Here is a 16,871-nt window from a genome sequence, read left to right on the forward strand (position 1 = left end):
CGCGACATCATGGACGCCCTCACCGAACTCGCCAGCGGTCACCCCTGGGTTATCCAGAGCCCAAGCGACCACCTGTTCCGTTACCTGTCAGCGACTCCAGACCCCCCAGACCATCACAATCCAAGGTTCGAGTGTCCAAGACCAGGTGGGTCATGTCCTCAAGATCCACTACGCTATCCTCGAAACCATGACCGCCCACATAGGACTTAGAGGGCGCTTCGTGCCGGCGTCAAAGCGCTGGAGGTCGGAGGACCTCGACGAGATGGTCCGAGCGCACCTCAACCCAGGCGACCACCTCCACCTGGCGTCGACGCCCGCGCGCCCCGGCGCGCTCATCCGCGCCGTGGGACGCTGCTTCGCCGGCGCCCAGCCCGGCTTTGTGGTGAGCAGCGCGGCGATGAGCGGCATCGCGCACGTCCTGGTGCTTGCGGGCGTCGTCGATCGGGTCGTCACCTGCTTCGCCGGGGACACCTTTCCCACGCCGCGTCCTAACGGCCTCTACAGCCGGACCCCCTGGGGAGATCCGTTCACGTTGGAGGAATGGTCGTTACTGTCGTTCACTCAGCGACTTATGGCCGCAGCCATGGGAGTCCCCTATGCGGTCACCTCCAGCCTCTACGGAAGTGATCTGGTCGTGGGCAAGAGTGGGCTGATGCCGATCGACGAGGGAAGGGCGATGCTGATGCCAGCCCTTCGCCCGGACGTGACGCTCCTGCACGGACTGTGCAGTGACACTCGCGGAAACATAGCCCTGCGGGCCCCGTACGGCGAAGGAGCGTGGGGTGCGCTTGCTGCGCGCAGGGGCGTGGTCGCCACGGTGGAAAAAGTTGTCTCCGACGACAGGTTCGCGGCACTGCGCGATTGCGTGATCGTTCCGGCGTCGCGTGTTCTGGCGCTGACCGAAGCGCCGTTCGGCGCCCACCCTCAGGGGTACCAGGGTCATTCCGAGGCCGGAATCGACGGCTACCGGGACGACTATGCCTTCCAGGCCGAGGTGACCGCGCGCACCGGCGGGGCGGAATCCGGGCCGGCCTGGTATGCCGAATGGGTCACGGAACCCAGCGGCCATGCGGGCTACCTCAATCGGCTCGGCGCGGAACGCCTCGACGGGCTGCGGATGTCGACAGCGTCGGTGCCGCCCACCCGCGTCACGCGGGACATGTCGGAACGGCCCGCGACCGAACGCGATCGGCTGATCGTGCTCGCCGCGCGGGCGATCGCCGCACGTCTGACGCACGGCCGATACGAAGTGGTGCTGGCCGGAATCGGCGCGTCACATCTAGCCGCCTGGCTCGCGGCCGACCTGTTGCGGCGTGCAGGGGGCCCGGACGTACAGGTCATCGCAGAGCTCGGCTTCGTCGGCATGCACCCTGTCAGCGGCGACCCGCAGCTCTTCAGCCAGGACCACATCGCGGGCTGCGACCACGTGGCCGGAGTCCCCGAGGTCCTCGGCGCGATGGCCGCAGGAGGAAGCGGCCGGTGCCTCGGGGTCCTCGGCGCTGCGCAGATCGACCGGTACGGCAATATCAATTCCAGCAGAACCGCCGACGGGTCGTACCTCATCGGTTCCGGCGGTGCCAACGACGTGGCCTCCACGGCCGACACGCTCGTCGTGGCCACCGCGAGACCGAACCGCTACGTCGAGCGCGTGCCGTTCATCACCTCACCGGGACGCCGGGTCGCAGCGGTCGTCAGCCAGTTCGGCACCTTCGAGCCGGCCTCCGGCGACCGATTCGCGTTGAAGACCTGGCTTCGTCCGGACGACGAAGACGCAGACCCTGAAAAGACCATCCGTGCACTGACTTCGTGGCCTGCGCAGCTAGATGAGCGGTTCGAAGACGAAGCCCCGATCTCCGCCGCCGAGCTCGGCGCGCTGCGTCGGCTGACGTTCAAGCACAACGGCGCTCCCTCACCCCGGATCGCGGCGTGCGGCGGTGTGCCTTCATGACCACGAAGGACGACGTCGTCATCACCGGGATCGGACTGCACCTGCCGGGAGCCTCCTCCGTCGCGGAGTTCTGGAAGCACCTACAGCTCGGTTCCGTCCAAGCCGGCAGGGTGGCCGGATTCGTCGAGGCGGGCCTGCCCGTCGTGTCCGGCGCGCAGATCCACGACTTCGATCACCGCGCACACCTGCCCGACCTGCCCGACAAATACGCCGACCGGTACAACCGGGAAATCCTCATCACGATGTCGGCGGCCGCGCAGGCCCTCGACGACGCGGGGCTGACTGGGGCTTCGGTGCCGGCGGCCCGGGTCGGGCTCGTGGCATCCTCCTCCCGTCCCGCGTTGAGAGAGCACGGACGGCTGTTCGACTCCTGCGGTCCCACCCCGGACACGATTCTGCGATCCCTGCCCAGCACGCCGGCCAGCCTTATCGCCATCAACCAGGACATCCAGGGCCCGGTGACGACGCTGACGAGCGCCTGCATCGGCGGGAGCCAGGCGATCGGCCTAGCGGCGAGCCGACTGCGGTTGGGCGAGGCCGACGCCATGGTGGTGGGAGCCTACGAGTTCCCACTGCTTCCCGAACTCGTCCGCGCTTACGTCAAACTCGGCGCGGGCGTGCTCTCGCCCGATCCGTCGCCGACCGGCGCGATGCGTCCCTACAGCCGCGACCGGTCCGGGTTCGTGCTCGGCGAGGGAGCACTGTTCCTGTGCCTGGAGCGCGCCTCGGCAGCCAGCCGCCGCGGTGCCCAGCAGTACGGCCGTGTCCTGGCCGAAGGGTCGGCCAACGACGCACTCCATCCGACGACCATGGACATGACCGGGGAGCGGGCCGCGCGCCTGGTCCGCGAGGTCATCGGCAGGTCCGAAGTTCCGCGCTCGCAGATCGGCTACGTGTGCGGCCACGGCTCGGCGACCCAGTACAACGACGTCGCCGAATCCCGGGTGGTGAACCAGGTCTTCGCAGGTCTGCCCGACCCGCCGCCACTCGGCTCGATCAAGCCCGTGTTCGGCCACAGCCTTGGCATGTCCTCGCTCGTCAACGTCGCCGCCGTCGCGCTGATGCTGCGTGAGCAGACCCTCGCGCCAACCCCGAACTGCGTCGACCCAGATCCGGACTGCCCGCACGACCACGTCGTCGAGGGTGCCCGCAAAACAACCTTGGAGCACGGGCTCAGCCTGTCTTACGGCCTCGGTGGCCAGTTTGGCGCGGTCCTGCTCGGTGCGCCGACCTGCGGCCAGCGCCGCGACTCGCCGGAGGGGATTTCGTGAGTGTGGACTGGACCGGGCGCTCACTCGGCTTCGTCGGCTTCGGGACGTACTTCCCCAAGCAGGTCGTTCGCCTCGCGGACGTCGTCACGCCCTCGGGCAGGACCCTGCCCGAGCACAAGCTTCTGCGGCTCGGAGTGCGCACCAAGCATGTCGCCGACGAGGAAACGGTGAGCGACATGGCTGTGCACGCCGCGCGGCGTGCCCTGGAGCAGGCAGGTCTACAGGGCCGTGACATCGACCTCGTGGTGCTTTCGAAGTGCACCGGGCGCTGGCACTACACCCCGGATCTCGCTCCGCTGATCGCCGAGCGGCTCGACGCTACCGGCGCCTACGCGTTCGACGTCTCGGCCGGCTGCGCGGGCTTCCTGCACGGCACCCACATCGCCGCCGCGCAGTTGGCCGTCGGCGGGCACCGACGGGCACTGGTCATCGCCGCCGAGCAGATGACCACTCGGATGCAGCCGGGCACCCCTGACGCACTCGCTGCGGGCGACGGGGCCTGCGCGGCGGTGCTGACCACCGACGCCCAGCCTGGTCGGGGGTTGCTGCACTCGCTCATGCTCAGCCACGGCGAACACGCAGACGCGTTGATCACCGTTCCGCCGCACGGCTGGGTGCAGACCAGCCCCAAGCTGTACGGGCTCGCCGCCGAATGCCAGATCGCTGCGATGGCCAGGATCCTGCGGGAATCGGGCACCGATCTCGACGAGGTTGACTGGATCCTGCCGCATCCCGGCTCCAATCAGGTGCGCCGGGCGGTTCGGGATCACCTCGGGCCCGATCGGCGCGTCATCGACAACTTCGAGACGCACGGCAACGCCGCGAGCGCCTCCGTCGCCACCGCCCTCGCGGAAAGCGTCAACGACGGGATCATCGGGCCGGGCGACCTCGTCCTGGCCACCGCCGCGGGCGCCGGGTGGTTCTCCGGGGCCATGCTCCTGCGAGTCTGACCATCATCGATTCCTCAAACAAACAAGGACGCAACATGCAACGCACCGACATCGACGACGCGGTCCGGAACACCGTCGCCAAGATCCTCAACATCGAGGCCGGGGGATTCGAGATGTCCGACGGCTTCAAGCAGGATCTACAGGCAGACTCCCTCGACATCGCCGAGCTGGCCGAGGTCGTCTGCAACACGTTCCAGATCCAGGTCGCTGAGGCGGACATCTTCCAGGCCGCGACACCGTCCGGGCTGAGCGAGTTCATCCACAACCGCCTCATGCAGCGGCAGACGCCATGAGCCGTCTCCCGTCACCCGTCGCGATCACCGGCCTCGGCATCCGCTGTCCCGCCGGCAACACGCCCAAGGACGTGTGGCGGACGCTCTCCACAGCGCGGACCACCCTGGCCAGGCAGGTGCCGGAGTTCGTCGCCGACGGGCTGCCCGTGACGTTCGCCGCCACCGTACCCGAGTTCGACATCGACACCTACCTCGATGCCCGTGAGCAGCGTAGGACCGATCGGGCCACGGCACTCGGCCTGTGCGCGGCCACCGACGCTCTCAGCGACGCGGGCCCGCACGACCACCCGCCGCACCGTATCGCGGTCGTGTCCGGCACGACGTTCGGCGGTATCACCAGCCATGAGGCCGCCTTCAGCGCCGGGTCGCCGCCCGGCGTCGGGCGGCCGGGGCCGCTGCACGTCCCGATGCTGCTGGTGAACGCGGCCGCCGCGATGATCAGCCTCAAGCACGCGATCACCGGCCCGAACCTGTGCGTGGCCACCGCGTGCGCGGCCGGCAGCCACGCCATCGGCGAGGCCAGCAGGCTCATCCGGCACGGCGAGGCCGACCTCGCGATCGCCGGCGGGACCGAGGCGCCGCTCACCCCGACCACCGTGCTCGGATTCGACAAACTGGGTGCCCTCTCTCGCCGCATCACCGATCCCGCCTCGGCCAGCAGGCCCTTCGACCAGGACCGGGACGGATTCGTCCTGGCAGAGGCCGCCGCCTATCTCGTGCTCGAACGGCTGGATCTCGCCGTCGCCCGCGGCGCGCACATCTACGGGCTGATCACGGGCTACGCCAGGACCGGTGACGCCCATCATCTGACTGCGCCTCATCCCGAAGGCCGGAGCGTCAAAGCCTGCATCAGGGCCGCGCTCGACGACGCCGGGTGCACCCCGGACCAGATCACCCACATCAACGCCCACGGCACCTCGACCGATCTCAACGATTTCATCGAGGCCGCGGCCATCAGCGAGGTCTTCGGTCCTCGCACGATCCCCGTCACCTCGACCAAGAGTGTCATCGGGCACTCCCTCGGCGCCGCAGGAGCCGTCGAGGCTGTCGTCTCGACCCTCACGCTCGCCGAGCGGATGGTCCACCCGACCGTCAACCTCAGTCAGCTCGACGAACGTTGCCCTATCGACGTTGTCACCGCGCCGCGCTCGATCCCCAGCGGCCCCATACTGAGCAACTCCTTTGGCTTCGGTGGCCACAATGCGGCGCTGGTCTTCGCGCCCCAGCAGGGGCCCTGGGGGCAGGTGCTGTGAGCACGCACGCACCGCATCGGTTCTCCGGCCTGTCACGGCAGGTAAAGGTCTCTCCGAGCATGTGTGGGCACAACCCGATGCTCTACGCCCGGATCGGCGACTGGACCTGGGAGACGGTGAGCGATCTGTGCTCCACCGACGTGTCCCGGGCGCGGGACTGCAACGGCAATCCCGCGTACTTGTCGTTCGTGTACTACCGCGTCCGCGGCGGCCCGCGTATGAACCCCCACTCGATCACCTTTGGCGACCAGCTCACCGTGCGCTCAGCTTCCTTCGGCTTCGGGAAGGAAAACGTGCTGACCCTGCACCGGATCGCCATGGGCGAAGCCGATACCGGGGCCGACCCAGCCCTCGACCTCCGCGAGTTCTACGAGACGCCCCGCGACGACTGCCTCTACGTGGAGACCCTCAACCGATGGATCAGCAGGTCCGTCACGGGCAGCAACGACGCGCTCATTGGCGCTAGCCCGGAGGGCTTCCGCAGCGACAACCTTCCCCCGCTTCCCGCCCAGTACTCACCCCGCGGCGAGGCCGGCACCGCCCGTCGTCACGGCACCTTCCATCCCGAAGGAGTCGCCGACCACGATCTCGTCGTGCCCGACCTGACCACGACCCATGCCGTCGACCTCGCGCGCGACCTCAACGGCGTCGGGCTGCTGCATTTCGCCTCCTACTTCTCCCACGTCGACACCGCCGTACTCAGCGTCTGGCGCTCGCTGGGCCGCGACCACCACGCCTTCCTCAACCGGCGCGTGACCGACGTCCGACTCTGCTACCTGGGCAATCCCGATGCGGACCAGGACCTCAAGGTCACCACCCGGCTGTGGCGCAGCCGGCGCGACCCGCGGATCGAGACGGCCGAGGTCGTCCTCCGGGAAAAGCGCAGCTCGCGCATGCTGGCCGTGGCTTCGGCGTGTCTGCTGCTGTAACTGACGATCCGACAAGGTGAACATGACCGACGACCTCCCCGGACTCGACCTCGAAAGCCTTGAGCGGTACCTGGATCGGGCTCGGCCCGAACTGGTCCAGGGCCCGCTACGCGCCACACGGATCCACGGCGGCATGTCCAACCTCACCTATCTGGTCACCGACGGGGTAACGCGTTGGGTGATACGGCGTCCGCCTATGGGGCACCTGTCGGACACCGCCCACGACATGCGGCGCGAGTACCGGGTGATCGACGCCCTACGTCGGACGAAGGTGCCGGTGCCTCCGCCGGTGTTGCTGTGCGAAGACCCCGCTGTCCTCGGTGCTCCGTTCCAGATCACCGGTTTCGTCGACGGAACCGCCCACCATCACGTCGGCACGCTGGAGGCCGTCGGCCCCGTGCGCACCAGACGGATCATGTTCCAACTCGTGGAGACCCTGGCCGACCTGCACGCCGTCGATTTCGCCGAGGTCGGACTCGCCGACCACGGACGCGTCGGCGGCTTCCTGCAACGCCAGATGCGGCGCTGGAACCGGCACTTGGACGCCGCGCCGGACAGCCGACCGGCGGGTATCGACAGGTTGTCCGAGGCACTCACCCGGGCCATACCAGCGACCTCAAGCACCACGATCGTGCACGGCGACTACCGGCTCGGCAACGTCCTGGTGGACGATGCCGGCGGTACCGGCATCGACCAGATCACCGCGCTGCTCGACTGGGAGATGTCCACACTCGGAGACCCGCTCACCGATCTCGGCCTGATGATCCTGCACACCGGACTCTCTGCCTCGGGCGACCGGCCCGCCAGCGCCGTGCCAGGGCATCCCGCGGTTGAGGACCTCCTCAAGCGGTATGCCATCCGGTCCGGGCGGGATCTCGACGCCATGTCCTGGTACATCGCCTTCTCCGCTTTCAAGCTCGCCGTCGTCCTCGAAGGCGTCCAGCGGCGTTCGACCGAGGTCACGCCGGTGACCGGGCTGATCCCCGTGCTCATCGAGTACGGCCTCACCACGGTCAGACGCTGAGATCCGCCCAGCTTCACAGGGATCCCCCGGCGAACGGAGCACTCACGTGTAGTTGACGTTCAGACGGATCCCGCCGTCCGCGACCAGCGTCTGCCCCGTGATCCAGCTCGCCGCGTCCGACAGTAGGAACACGGCCGCCTCGGCGACATCCTGCGGAGTGCCCAGTCGGCCCAGCGGATGCGTCTTCGCCACACGCTCCTCCTGGCCGTCATAGAAACCGGCCGAAAACCGGGTCTTGACCAGACCGGGGGCGATGGCGTTCACCCGCACCCTCGGAGACAGCTCCTTGGCGAGCTGCTGAGTGAGGTTGATCAGCGCCGCCTTGCTCATCCCGTACGAGCCGATGAGAGGGCTAGCCGAGAACGCCGCGATCGAGGCGATATTGACCACCGCGCCGCCGTTCTCCTTCTGCCAGGAACGCCAGACCTCCTGGGTGAACCCGAGCGCGGAGACCACGTTCGTCTCATAGATCCTGCGTACGACTGACAGGTCCAGGTCCGTAAGCGGCTTCATCGGCGGGCTGGCCGAGGCATTGTTCACCAGATAATCCAGCCGGCCGAAGTTACCCATGACATGCGCGACCGTTGCCGCCCGATGCTCCTCATCGTGCACGGTCCCGGCGACTGAGGTCACCCGATCGGGCCCCAGCTCTCCACAGCTTCCTTCAGCGCCTGCTCATCGCGACCGGTGATGCACACCCGCACCCCCCGTGAGACCAGCGCCTGCGCGATACCGAAGCCGATCCCGCGACTCGCGCCGGTGACAAGCGCGGTCCGGCCCTCCAGGTCGAGTCCAGGCCGCGCGTCTCGCTGCGTCTCCAAATCCGAGATGATCATGTAAGTCACGCTAGCCCAGCGGTGCCGGGCGGGCGAGCACACGACGTACTCGCTTCCCGCGTGTCGCCCGGCGCGATCCGTTTCCCTACCCGACGACGAGAGCGGAAGCTCACCACGGCGTGGGTCTGGGAGTCGCGTACGCCGACCATGACCCAACACCGTTTGAGCCAGTAGTGCTTTATCGCACGTGGTGAAGAGTAGTGCTGTTCGGTAAAGCCGTGTCGCCATTGCCACTATGGACGAACCTGAGGTGCGGCGGCTGCGTGATGACCTGACCGGGTTCGCGGGGGATGTGTCTGGGGCGTTGACCCCGGTCAGGCGACAGGACCGGGCACCAACCGTGCCACGTCGTCCTGGATCAGGCCACGCCGCTTGCGCCAGCCGGCAAGCCGACGTCCGGGCGCTCGCTTCGCATCCTTGAGTGACTGCGGATCCAAGGGATGGCCTCCACCGCAACCAAATGACGTACCGCTAGCACCGCGAAACCTGACCACGAAGAGTAGCGCCTCGACCACAAAACGCGTCCTACCGTCTGGGTTTCAGGCCAACCCGGTCACGGCGAACGGGCCGACCTGGCCTCACTCGCGGAGCACCACGATCAAAACAAGACTGAACAGGACAGAACATCACGGGACAGGACGGATGCTCGTCGCACGAGCACCCACCGAGCGCCCAACCGTCCACGAGGAACGGAAGCAAACAGGGGCCTGACCGCCGTTTCGGCAGGTCAGACCCCTGTTGATCTTGTGCGCCCGAAGGGACTCGAACCCTAACCTTCTGATCCGTAGTCGGATCCATCAATGCATGAGCAAGGTTGTCCAACCTGGTCCAGCCGCGTCCAACCCAGCCCGAACTTGTTATCACAGGTACGGGATTCAAACGCTCCATATCGATGCTTGTTCCAGTCGAGACCGGGGTCGGAATCCGGCTCAGTCCGACGAGTTCGCGCCAGTTCCCCGACGTACGAGCACCCAACCTAGGTCACACGGTGCCCACGGAACATTGTCGGGCGCATGATCGCGGCAGGGCGGTCGCAGGCCGGGGACCCGGAAATCCTGGTCGTCGCCGACGCCGGCTACGACGCGCCCCGACTGGCATTCCTCCTACGTGACCTGCCCGTGCAGATCCTCGCTCGGATGCACTCATGCCGGGTCCTACGTCGGGCGGTCCCGTCGACTGGCCGGGATGATCGGCCAGCCACCCCGCCACGGCGGCGAGTTCACCTTCGGTGATCCTCGCCACGTGGGGCGAGCCGGACAGCCACCCTCGCCGAGACCCGCCTCTGCGGCACAGCGTGGGCTCGGGCCTGGGACCGGCTACACCCACGATTAACCCACCGATCCGCCTGAATCAACTCGACGAGGGTACTGCCGGTCATCGAGAGAACCGTCATCCGCTTGGAAGTCGGGTATCTACCCAGCGGCGCGACCCCGGAGCTGGTGTGGCTGTGGTGGCCCGGCGTCAAAGCCACGCCGGCCGACGACCCACTCCGGCAGACGTTCCTACGCCGCTTCGACATCAAACAGACGTTCCTCCTGTCGAACAGACCCTCGACTGGGCCCTGCCCCAAGATCCGCAGCCCACAGGCCGCTGACCGCTGGACCTGGCTGATCCTCGGCGCCTACACCCAACTCCGTCTGCCCCGTCCCCTCGCCGCCAACGGGCGCCTCGCCTGGGACAACCCCGTGCCACCGCAGCGCCGGCCACCCGCCCGCGTCCGCCGAGGACACCGACACCTACGCGCGACGACCCCAACCCCGCCGGCGCACCCAAACCCACCCGGCGAAGAACAGGGCGACCACCTGGCCGCCGCAACAACCACCCCACCCCGCGCCACGACGCCCACACCACGACCACCATGAATATCAGGACACCGGCTACAAAGAAAACTGAGTCCTCCAATCCCCGCCCACGCCGAATGGGTTGAAGATCAAGCTAGTGGTCCAGCCCGGGGACGTTGACCTTGACTGACCCGTGGTGTCATGTGGTACGGGAACAAAGCACAGAGCGTCGATGACGAACGGCTGCGTGGGCTGACCACGGCGCAGCAGTGGCTTCAGGATTCGGGGCAGATGCACAGCGACGGCGGGTGTTTTTCAACGACCCGATACTCACTCGCGGAGAACATTTCCGCAGGTCGGAGCACCGACAGCGGGTGCGCGTTAAGGGCATACCTTCATAGGGGTGGACGGCTGTCATGAGCGTGCTGGCGTGAAAGCACGACAGGATCCCTTGCCGAGCATCCCATCGTGTCATATATTGATGATGACCTTGCCGGGGACGCGTATTCGACGTGTTCCACACACGGAAGGAAACACTCGGGGTGGTTATCATTTTGACACGCGCCAAAAGGTTTGCCCACGCGACATTGGCCATCGGTATTGCGACCAGCGGGCTCGTTTTGATACAGAGCTCCCCTGCTGCCGCAAGAGACGTGGCACCTGCTGCAGCAGGAAACTGCGATGCCCGGAAAGACGTGAAGATTCGCGACTGGGCGCCGGATGAGATTCGAGTGATCGCCAGGTGCTCGCACATCGCCGGCGGCACCGAGGCGCGCGGTTTCGTTGATATGTTCCCCTGCTGCAACAAGGAGACTGCATGGTTCACAACGATCAACAAGGACTACTACAGCGCGTACGCTTCGGGCAACTACGAGAGCGTGGGAATCGACCTACGAGACGAATGACCTTGGACCAGTGACTGTAATCAGGAGCGGTGATCCATCACCGCTCCTGATTACAGTTCAAGGCACGGCACATGGTTCCGCGTACCTCACCCTTCGGACGTGGCAATGCCAGTGCGTCGCACAATGTCGTCAAGAACAGCCGGATCTATTGATCTTGGGTCGCACACCACCAGGTCCTCGGGCGCGTACACAGCGGAGCCGGATTCGGGGTGCACGACGATGACACCACCGACCGGCAAGAATCCGACGACCTGACCGTAGGGATACGCGGGCGCTTCACCGGGGTCAACGGCTGCGGGATCCGGCCGGACGACCGCGCCTTCCTGCAGCCAAGGCGGCCGGTCGACGAGGATCGCTACATCTATCGGCCCTGGTCCGTACGCGGCGGAGGCGGCCTCCTGGGCCATCCGACCAAGGTGGCCCGAGTGTCGGGTAGTCCCGGCATCGATGAGACCATCCGGCCCTTCCAGGACAAGATGCATGGATCGGTCCGGCCTGAAGTAAACATTCGCCGTTATACTGCGGGACACCGCTTGCCCTCCTCGCCGACAGGAGCCAGCGCGCCACGGATTTCATCAAGAATCCGCAGCGCGCCGACCGACTCAGTCTAGTACAGCGTCAAAGATCAGCCCGGGCTGCTGTTGCAGGTAGCGGTGGAGTAGTGCCCGTTGATCCAAAACGCCGTGATGATCCCCTTATAACCATAATTACTGTTGGCGTAGGTGTAGTCGTTCGTGTCGACGACAACACACATAGTCCGGTTGGTGCCCCCCGGTGTTTTGTACTGGTGGCTGTAGACCTCGGCACCGGGGAAACGGCCGGTGATCCATGGCTTTGAGATCGCCTCCCCCCACTGGGTCTTGGCGAAGCTGCTCAGTTCGTGATTCGCCGTGTTTCCGGTGCTTCCGCCAATCCGGATGTGCTGCTCCCCGAAACTGTTGTTCCCCGTCCTGAACGGAACGTTCCACCCACCACCGTTCCGGAATGACTGGATGATGTTCGTTGCGCCAGGACCAGATCGGGGCGGCGTCAAAGCTGACGCCGGAGTCGCCACGGCAACCAGTGCCGCGGTTGCGGCTAATATCATCGCGGCGCCGGCCAGTTTCCGCCTACTGGCCCGACCCAAACCCTTTTTCGCCATATCCGTCGAAGCCGTCAAGAAGACCTCCCGATAGAAGGGTTAGAGGAGCGCGGAATATTCCGCCTCCCTGGATACCGATTAGCAAGAGGCCAGCGCAAAACACGCCATGCTGAATTCAGGTGACATCGCGCCGAACCAAGCCACTGCCGTTCAATTGTTCCGGGATCAACATCCCATCCGTCAAGCAAAAAAGGTTCGCGTGATCCACATCACAATGTTAGACATGGTCGATCTTAGATGGCATGCTGGGCCCGGCCGGTCTTATCGAAGACACCGAGCCATCGAAGGAAGGCACGCGGGGATGAACGTGGAGTGGGCACGTGTCAAACAATTTTCGAGGGTCATGTTCGCAGCCACGCTGTTGACGAGCGGAGTAGCGTTCAGTCAGACCGCTCCCGCTAGCGCGGCATCTGGCGACTGCAGTGCACTTAAAGACGTTCGCGTCGTCACCTGGTACCCAGACCAGGTTCGGGTGATCGCCAACTGCACCAGCCTTGGAGCCGCCAGCGAAGCGCGCGGTTTCGTGGACATGGCGTATTGCTGCGACAAGGAAACCTCGTGGTTCCGCAACACGAACACGAACCACTACAGCGCTTGGGCCACCGGAAATTATGAGCGCGTCGGAACCAGCCTCCGGGACTACTGAGTCACGAGTCGATTCGTTCACGGCAGGGCAGCGGCGATCAATTGCCACTGCCCTGCCCGCTCTTCACCCGCCCGTACGGGCACATCCCAAGACTGCTACCTCCACCAGAGAGCCTCCAATAGATGCTGTCATGCCAGTCGGTCGCGGTTTCGTATGCCGCCGGCCGCATCGTGTCAATGCCGCTGGTCAAGGTCGACCTCGACGTCGCGGCCGGAGAAACCGTCGCCCTTATGGGTCCGAGTGGGAGTGGCAAGTCGACAATGCTCCGGGTCCTCAGCGGTCTTCAAAAACCAGACCGGGGGAGCGTCCGGATCAATGACACACCGATTCGCACGAGCCGCGGCACCACCGACCCAAGAGTCGCGCTCGTTCATCAGGATCACCGCCTCGTCGACTTCCTTTCGGTGCGGGACAACCTCCGGCTCGCCCTTGAGGTACGGGGTGTCGCCTTCCAACCGGACCGCATCGAGGAAGCTCTCGCCTCGGTCGGCCTCGCCGACAAGATGAAACGTATGCCCCAGGCGCTATCCGGCGGCGAGAAGCAGCGGGTAGCGCTGGCACGTGCCCTGGTCGTGGGGGCATCCGTCGTCCTGGCCGACGAGCCAACCGGCGCCCTCGACCGGGCGAACTCCGAGTCCGTCGCCGCGTTACTGCGGGGTCTCGCGACCCGAGACGACGTCTGCGTTGTCGTCGCCACTCACGACCACAACGTGGCGCAGATGATGGACCGTACCATCGTCCTCCAAGACGGGTGCGCGATCGCAGCGGAGACCCTGGTATGAGCCTGGCCGCCCGCCTGGCGCTGCGATTCGCCATCTATCACCGTGGACTCCTACTCGCGGTGCTGTTGACCTTTCTGGTGCTGAACGCCTCCGGAAGCACGCTCGCGACCTTCACCCAGTCGTCCCGTGACGCGGTGGCAACCTCGGTACGCGCTGACAACGGCAACCAGCGGTATGCCCTACAAGTGACCAACCCTGGATCGGCGGCCGAGCTGCTCGCCGCCAACTCTGACCTCCACCCGGTGTGGGACGCCGACGGGTCCGTGTCGTCCACGGTGCGGCAGAGCACCGCCTCGGTTCGACTGCTCCGGGACGCACTCCCCGTCGGAGTACTTCGTGAAGGCGCATTTCCCAGCCGAGACGGTGAGGCGACGATTTCGACGCACCTGGCCCGGGTCCTCGCGGTGTCGGTCGGCGACACGGTCACCGTGTCCTGGGACTCCCGTCAGCAGGTCGTCCGACTTACCGGGGTCGTGGCAAAACCGGAGGACCACTCGCACGACGGTGTCGTGATTCTGAGCTCCAGTTTGCCCACCGCCGATGCCGATCTCTGGCTCACGGATCAACGGCCGTTCTCCGACCCGACCCTGGAACCGCTGGTGGAACGTGGCCACCTTGCCGCCCGTACCACGTCCATCCTCGCGGAAGACCGGGCGACCGAGTTCGAGTCGACACTCTTCCTGGCCGTACGTCAGATGTCCCGAGTGATCGTGATCCTCGCGGCGGTGTTAGCTCTCCTGCTTCTCGCGGCAGTCGCACGCGCCACCCGCAAGGAGTCGGCCGCGCTCGCCGCCGCTGGGCTGAAACCCTCCAGTGCGAACCTGCTGCCGCTCGTCATGGCCCTGCTCGCAATCGTGACCGGCCTGGTCGCGGGCGCAGCCCTCGCGCTTGCCGGCCTGTCCTTCTCAGTGTCCAGCGCAGCGAAGCTGGTCGGCCAGGAGTGGACCTCGCTGACCGTCCCGTGGTCGTCGCTGATCATCATCCTGGTTGTGGTCGTGGCCGGCGCCAGCGTAGGGGCCGGACTGTCCGCGTTCATTCGGCGTTACCGCCCGCGGTACGGGACAACCTGGCGACCACGGCCGTGGTTGGGGTCAGCCCTCGCCGCGCTCGGCTTCGCTTTCATGTTGCTGCCATTTGTCGACATCTTGCCGGTCGAGGCGGCCATGCCTGGTGGAATCTTGCTTGCCCTCGCCGTGCCGGCCCTGGCCGTACCGCTCTCGTCGATCGGCGTGCCGCCCGCCACACGTCGTCTGCTACTCACACTCACCACGCCGTTCGCCCTGGCCGGGGTGCTCGCCTCACTGCTGTCGTTGGGCACCGCCTACTACTCGGCCTACATCACCCATGCTGGGATCGCCAGCATCCGCTCTTCGCCTGCCGTGCAACCTGAAGGCTCGTTTCTCGTCTACAACGTCACCAGTTCTGCAGCCGAGGCACTTCGAGACGAATACCTTCGCTTGGGCGGTGGCCAGACGACGACCTATCAACTTCCGGTGGAGGACACCCACACCCTCCGGGTATCCGGCGCGAAACTCATCGGATGCATGCGCGCATCGGGTGGTCAGAACCCGATGGATCATCTGAGCTGCCTGCCGAAGGAGACCTCCTCCCCCGTCAACACCGTAGCCCTGTCGACCGATCTGCGCCCGGACGAAGCGTGGGCGGACCCGGGGCTGGTTGAGGGCAATCGGATCGGCCTTATCGACTTCGATCGGGAGACATCGGCGATCAAGTCGCTCGACGTAGTGTCCGCTTCCATTGACGAGACGTTGGGCGGCAACATGCCTGGGGTCGTGATCGCTCCGGACAGCGAGATCGCCAAGCGGTACGGACTACGACCATCCGACGCGACACTGCTCGCACTGCTGGACTTCGAAACCTTGGAGGAGTCGTCCCGGGCGCAGTTCCGCGCCACCGTGGCGCGGCTCGCCACCACCGCCCAGACGTCGGAACTCCTCGACGAACAATTACCGGAGTTGACGATCGGCGTCTGGACGGCGACGGTGGGCGCTGCTGCGGTGGGGTTGTTGTGGATAGGCGTCGGCGCGGTCATCTCCACCAGCCAGATTCGCCAGCGCTCGATGTACGCCGCTGCCGGCGCTCGCCCGGTACACCGTCGCCTGCTGGCGGTACGTCTGATGGTGCCACCCTTTGCCAGTTTCCTGGTGTCAGGGGCCATCGCAATCAGTGCGGCCTGGGTGTCGGGGATCCATGACGGTAGCCCGTTCGGCTGGTGGTGGCTGTTGCCTCCGGTGGCCGGAATGACGGCGGTCCTGGCGGTCGCAATGCATCACGCCCGGCCTGTTCGGCGGCTGCTGGACTGACGGTCGGGACCGGAGCCACGCCCGCGCAGCACCATCGCCTCGCGTAGCAGCGCGGTGCCGACGGCCCGTGTGGCGGGCCGCTGGGACCGCGCCGGCAAAGGAAAACCACACACCGCGCTGACTGGGAGATCTCCAACGCGGCCGGCACCGCGCTGGCTCGCGCCGCCCGTCATAATCGATGAGGAAACGGTACTGCTGGGCAGTCTCAACTCACTGTCGCAGAGCTGGACGCGCGAAGTGATGCTCACCGTTCGAGGTGCTCACTTCGCCCGGAAACTTCTCGAGCACGAACACGCCGCCCAATTCGCCGCACCGCCGCGCTGCGGCGTGTGCGGAGGCGCGAAGGTGGACCTGCGCCGCCGACGCTCAGACGACTGGTACTGGCGATGCTATTCCGATACCTGTCCCTGGTGGACCCCGGGAGGACGAAACGCTTGGACACAACCAGCCATCGGCGGCACCTCACCGAGAGCGTCGAGCCGTCGGCGCACACCGCCAGAACCAGGTGCCTCAAGCTAGGGCGCGACCAGACCGACAGGGCCTCCACCAACTCAGCGGCGTCCTGCAGGCAATCGCGGTCCTCGCGCCGCGCCCGGCCCGCCTGACACAGCGGAAGAGTCTCGGTCTTGACGGCGACGGTTGTCCCTTCGCCCTGGCGGCGCCATCTGCCTTCGGATGACACCATGGCCGGGTTATGTAGGGCGGGTTGACCGCTGGCAGGAGAGCGTAGAGATTGGCCCGGCAGGCCAGGCGCCGGGCCGCAGCCTGGAACTGCAACGCCGGCTACG

The 16,871-nt window shown here is 66.2% G+C and carries 13 protein-coding genes and 2 pseudogenes; 12 read left to right on the forward strand and 3 right to left on the reverse strand.

Annotated elements, in window-relative coordinates:
- Nucleotides 1-187: 187 nt before the first annotated feature.
- From ACIBF5_RS02730 to ACIBF5_RS02760, 7 genes are read left to right on the forward strand one after another with little or no spacing between them, the layout of a single operon-like run.
- Entirely contained in the window at nucleotides 188-1,948 is a 1,761-nt protein-coding gene (locus ACIBF5_RS02730) for a CoA-transferase (RefSeq protein ID WP_396807436.1), read from the forward strand.
- On the forward strand, nucleotides 1,945-3,219 hold the full coding sequence (locus ACIBF5_RS02735) for a beta-ketoacyl-[acyl-carrier-protein] synthase family protein (protein WP_396807437.1): 1,275 nt from the start codon (nucleotides 1,945-1,947) through the stop codon (nucleotides 3,217-3,219). Before ACIBF5_RS02730 ends, ACIBF5_RS02735 begins: the two co-directional genes overlap by 4 nt.
- The gene (locus ACIBF5_RS02740; RefSeq protein ID WP_396807439.1) at nucleotides 3,216-4,169 is read left to right on the forward strand and encodes a ketoacyl-ACP synthase III; all 954 of its coding nucleotides are present in this window, start codon (nucleotides 3,216-3,218) and stop codon (nucleotides 4,167-4,169) included. Before ACIBF5_RS02735 ends, ACIBF5_RS02740 begins: the two co-directional genes overlap by 4 nt.
- A gap of 35 nt (nucleotides 4,170-4,204) precedes the next feature.
- Nucleotides 4,205-4,462 carry an acyl carrier protein gene (locus ACIBF5_RS02745; RefSeq protein WP_396807441.1) on the forward strand — a complete coding sequence of 86 codons (258 nt, stop codon included), beginning with the start codon at nucleotides 4,205-4,207 and terminating at the stop codon, nucleotides 4,460-4,462.
- Nucleotides 4,459-5,715, forward strand: a complete 1,257-nt coding sequence (locus tag ACIBF5_RS02750) for a beta-ketoacyl-[acyl-carrier-protein] synthase family protein (RefSeq protein ID WP_396807443.1) — start codon at nucleotides 4,459-4,461, stop codon at nucleotides 5,713-5,715. Before ACIBF5_RS02745 ends, ACIBF5_RS02750 begins: the two co-directional genes overlap by 4 nt.
- Nucleotides 5,712-6,644, forward strand: coding sequence for an LnmK family bifunctional acyltransferase/decarboxylase (locus ACIBF5_RS02755; protein ID WP_396807445.1), 933 nt, complete (start codon nucleotides 5,712-5,714; stop codon nucleotides 6,642-6,644). The genes ACIBF5_RS02750 and ACIBF5_RS02755 overlap by 4 nt, the downstream gene beginning before the upstream one ends.
- Before the next feature lie 22 nt (nucleotides 6,645-6,666).
- Nucleotides 6,667-7,668: a phosphotransferase family protein gene (locus ACIBF5_RS02760; protein ID WP_396807447.1), complete on the forward strand. Its 1,002-nt coding sequence runs from the start codon at nucleotides 6,667-6,669 to the stop codon at nucleotides 7,666-7,668.
- Nucleotides 7,669-7,710: 42 nt separating this feature from the next.
- Here ACIBF5_RS02760 and ACIBF5_RS02765 read toward each other — a convergent pair.
- Nucleotides 7,711-8,732 (reverse strand): annotated as a pseudogene (locus tag ACIBF5_RS02765) (SDR family oxidoreductase).
- Between the two features lie 767 nt (nucleotides 8,733-9,499).
- On the opposite strand from ACIBF5_RS02765, the pseudogene ACIBF5_RS02770 reads away from it, so the two are divergent.
- Together ACIBF5_RS02770 and ACIBF5_RS02775 are read left to right on the forward strand one after the other, a co-directional pair.
- A pseudogene (locus tag ACIBF5_RS02770) lies at nucleotides 9,500-10,431 on the forward strand (transposase); the annotation flags it as partial.
- A gap of 396 nt (nucleotides 10,432-10,827) precedes the next feature.
- Complete coding sequence (locus ACIBF5_RS02775) at nucleotides 10,828-11,190, forward strand: hypothetical protein (RefSeq protein WP_396807449.1); 363 nt, start codon at nucleotides 10,828-10,830, stop codon at nucleotides 11,188-11,190.
- An 86-nt stretch (nucleotides 11,191-11,276) separates the two neighbouring features.
- Here ACIBF5_RS02775 and ACIBF5_RS02780 read toward each other — a convergent pair whose 3' ends face one another.
- Both ACIBF5_RS02780 and ACIBF5_RS02785 read right to left on the reverse strand, forming a co-directional pair.
- Entirely contained in the window at nucleotides 11,277-11,597 is a 321-nt protein-coding gene (locus ACIBF5_RS02780; RefSeq protein ID WP_396807451.1) for a hypothetical protein, read from the reverse strand.
- A 218-nt stretch (nucleotides 11,598-11,815) separates the two neighbouring features.
- Nucleotides 11,816-12,349 carry a hypothetical protein gene (locus tag ACIBF5_RS02785; protein ID WP_396807453.1) on the reverse strand — a complete coding sequence of 178 codons (534 nt, stop codon included), beginning with the start codon at nucleotides 12,347-12,349 and terminating at the stop codon, nucleotides 11,816-11,818.
- A gap of 283 nt (nucleotides 12,350-12,632) precedes the next feature.
- Here ACIBF5_RS02785 and ACIBF5_RS02790 point away from each other — a divergent pair, with 283 nt between their 5' ends.
- From ACIBF5_RS02790 to ACIBF5_RS02800, 3 genes are all read left to right on the forward strand, one after another.
- Nucleotides 12,633-12,977, forward strand: coding sequence for a hypothetical protein (locus ACIBF5_RS02790; protein ID WP_396807454.1), 345 nt, complete (start codon nucleotides 12,633-12,635; stop codon nucleotides 12,975-12,977).
- A 122-nt stretch (nucleotides 12,978-13,099) separates the two neighbouring features.
- Nucleotides 13,100-13,759: an ABC transporter ATP-binding protein gene (locus ACIBF5_RS02795; protein WP_396807456.1), complete on the forward strand. Its 660-nt coding sequence runs from the start codon at nucleotides 13,100-13,102 to the stop codon at nucleotides 13,757-13,759.
- Nucleotides 13,756-16,083: a hypothetical protein gene (locus ACIBF5_RS02800; protein ID WP_396807457.1), complete on the forward strand. Its 2,328-nt coding sequence runs from the start codon at nucleotides 13,756-13,758 to the stop codon at nucleotides 16,081-16,083. Before ACIBF5_RS02795 ends, ACIBF5_RS02800 begins: the two co-directional genes overlap by 4 nt.
- Nucleotides 16,084-16,871 lie beyond the last annotated feature (788 nt).

Origin of the sequence: Micromonospora sp. NPDC050417, assembly GCF_044458865.1 — a bacterium.
Taxonomy (GTDB): Bacteria; Actinomycetota; Actinomycetes; order Mycobacteriales; family Micromonosporaceae; genus Micromonospora_G.

Excerpts from the sequence above, each read along its gene's own strand:
- ACIBF5_RS02730 (WP_396807436.1), top strand. The coding sequence starts at position 188 with ATGACCGCCCACATAGGACTTAGAGGGCGCTTCGTGCCGGCGTCAAAG.
- ACIBF5_RS02735 (WP_396807437.1), top strand. The coding sequence starts at position 1,945 with ATGACCACGAAGGACGACGTCGTCATCACCGGGATCGGACTGCACCTG.
- ACIBF5_RS02745 (WP_396807441.1), top strand. The coding sequence starts at position 4,205 with ATGCAACGCACCGACATCGACGACGCGGTCCGGAACACCGTCGCCAAG.
- ACIBF5_RS02750 (WP_396807443.1), top strand. The coding sequence starts at position 4,459 with ATGAGCCGTCTCCCGTCACCCGTCGCGATCACCGGCCTCGGCATCCGC.
- ACIBF5_RS02760 (WP_396807447.1), top strand. The coding sequence starts at position 6,667 with ATGACCGACGACCTCCCCGGACTCGACCTCGAAAGCCTTGAGCGGTAC.
- ACIBF5_RS02780 (WP_396807451.1), bottom strand. The coding sequence starts at position 11,597 with ATGGCCCAGGAGGCCGCCTCCGCCGCGTACGGACCAGGGCCGATAGAT.
- ACIBF5_RS02790 (WP_396807454.1), top strand. The coding sequence starts at position 12,633 with ATGAACGTGGAGTGGGCACGTGTCAAACAATTTTCGAGGGTCATGTTC.
- ACIBF5_RS02795 (WP_396807456.1), top strand. The coding sequence starts at position 13,100 with ATGCTGTCATGCCAGTCGGTCGCGGTTTCGTATGCCGCCGGCCGCATC.
- ACIBF5_RS02800 (WP_396807457.1), top strand. The coding sequence starts at position 13,756 with ATGAGCCTGGCCGCCCGCCTGGCGCTGCGATTCGCCATCTATCACCGT.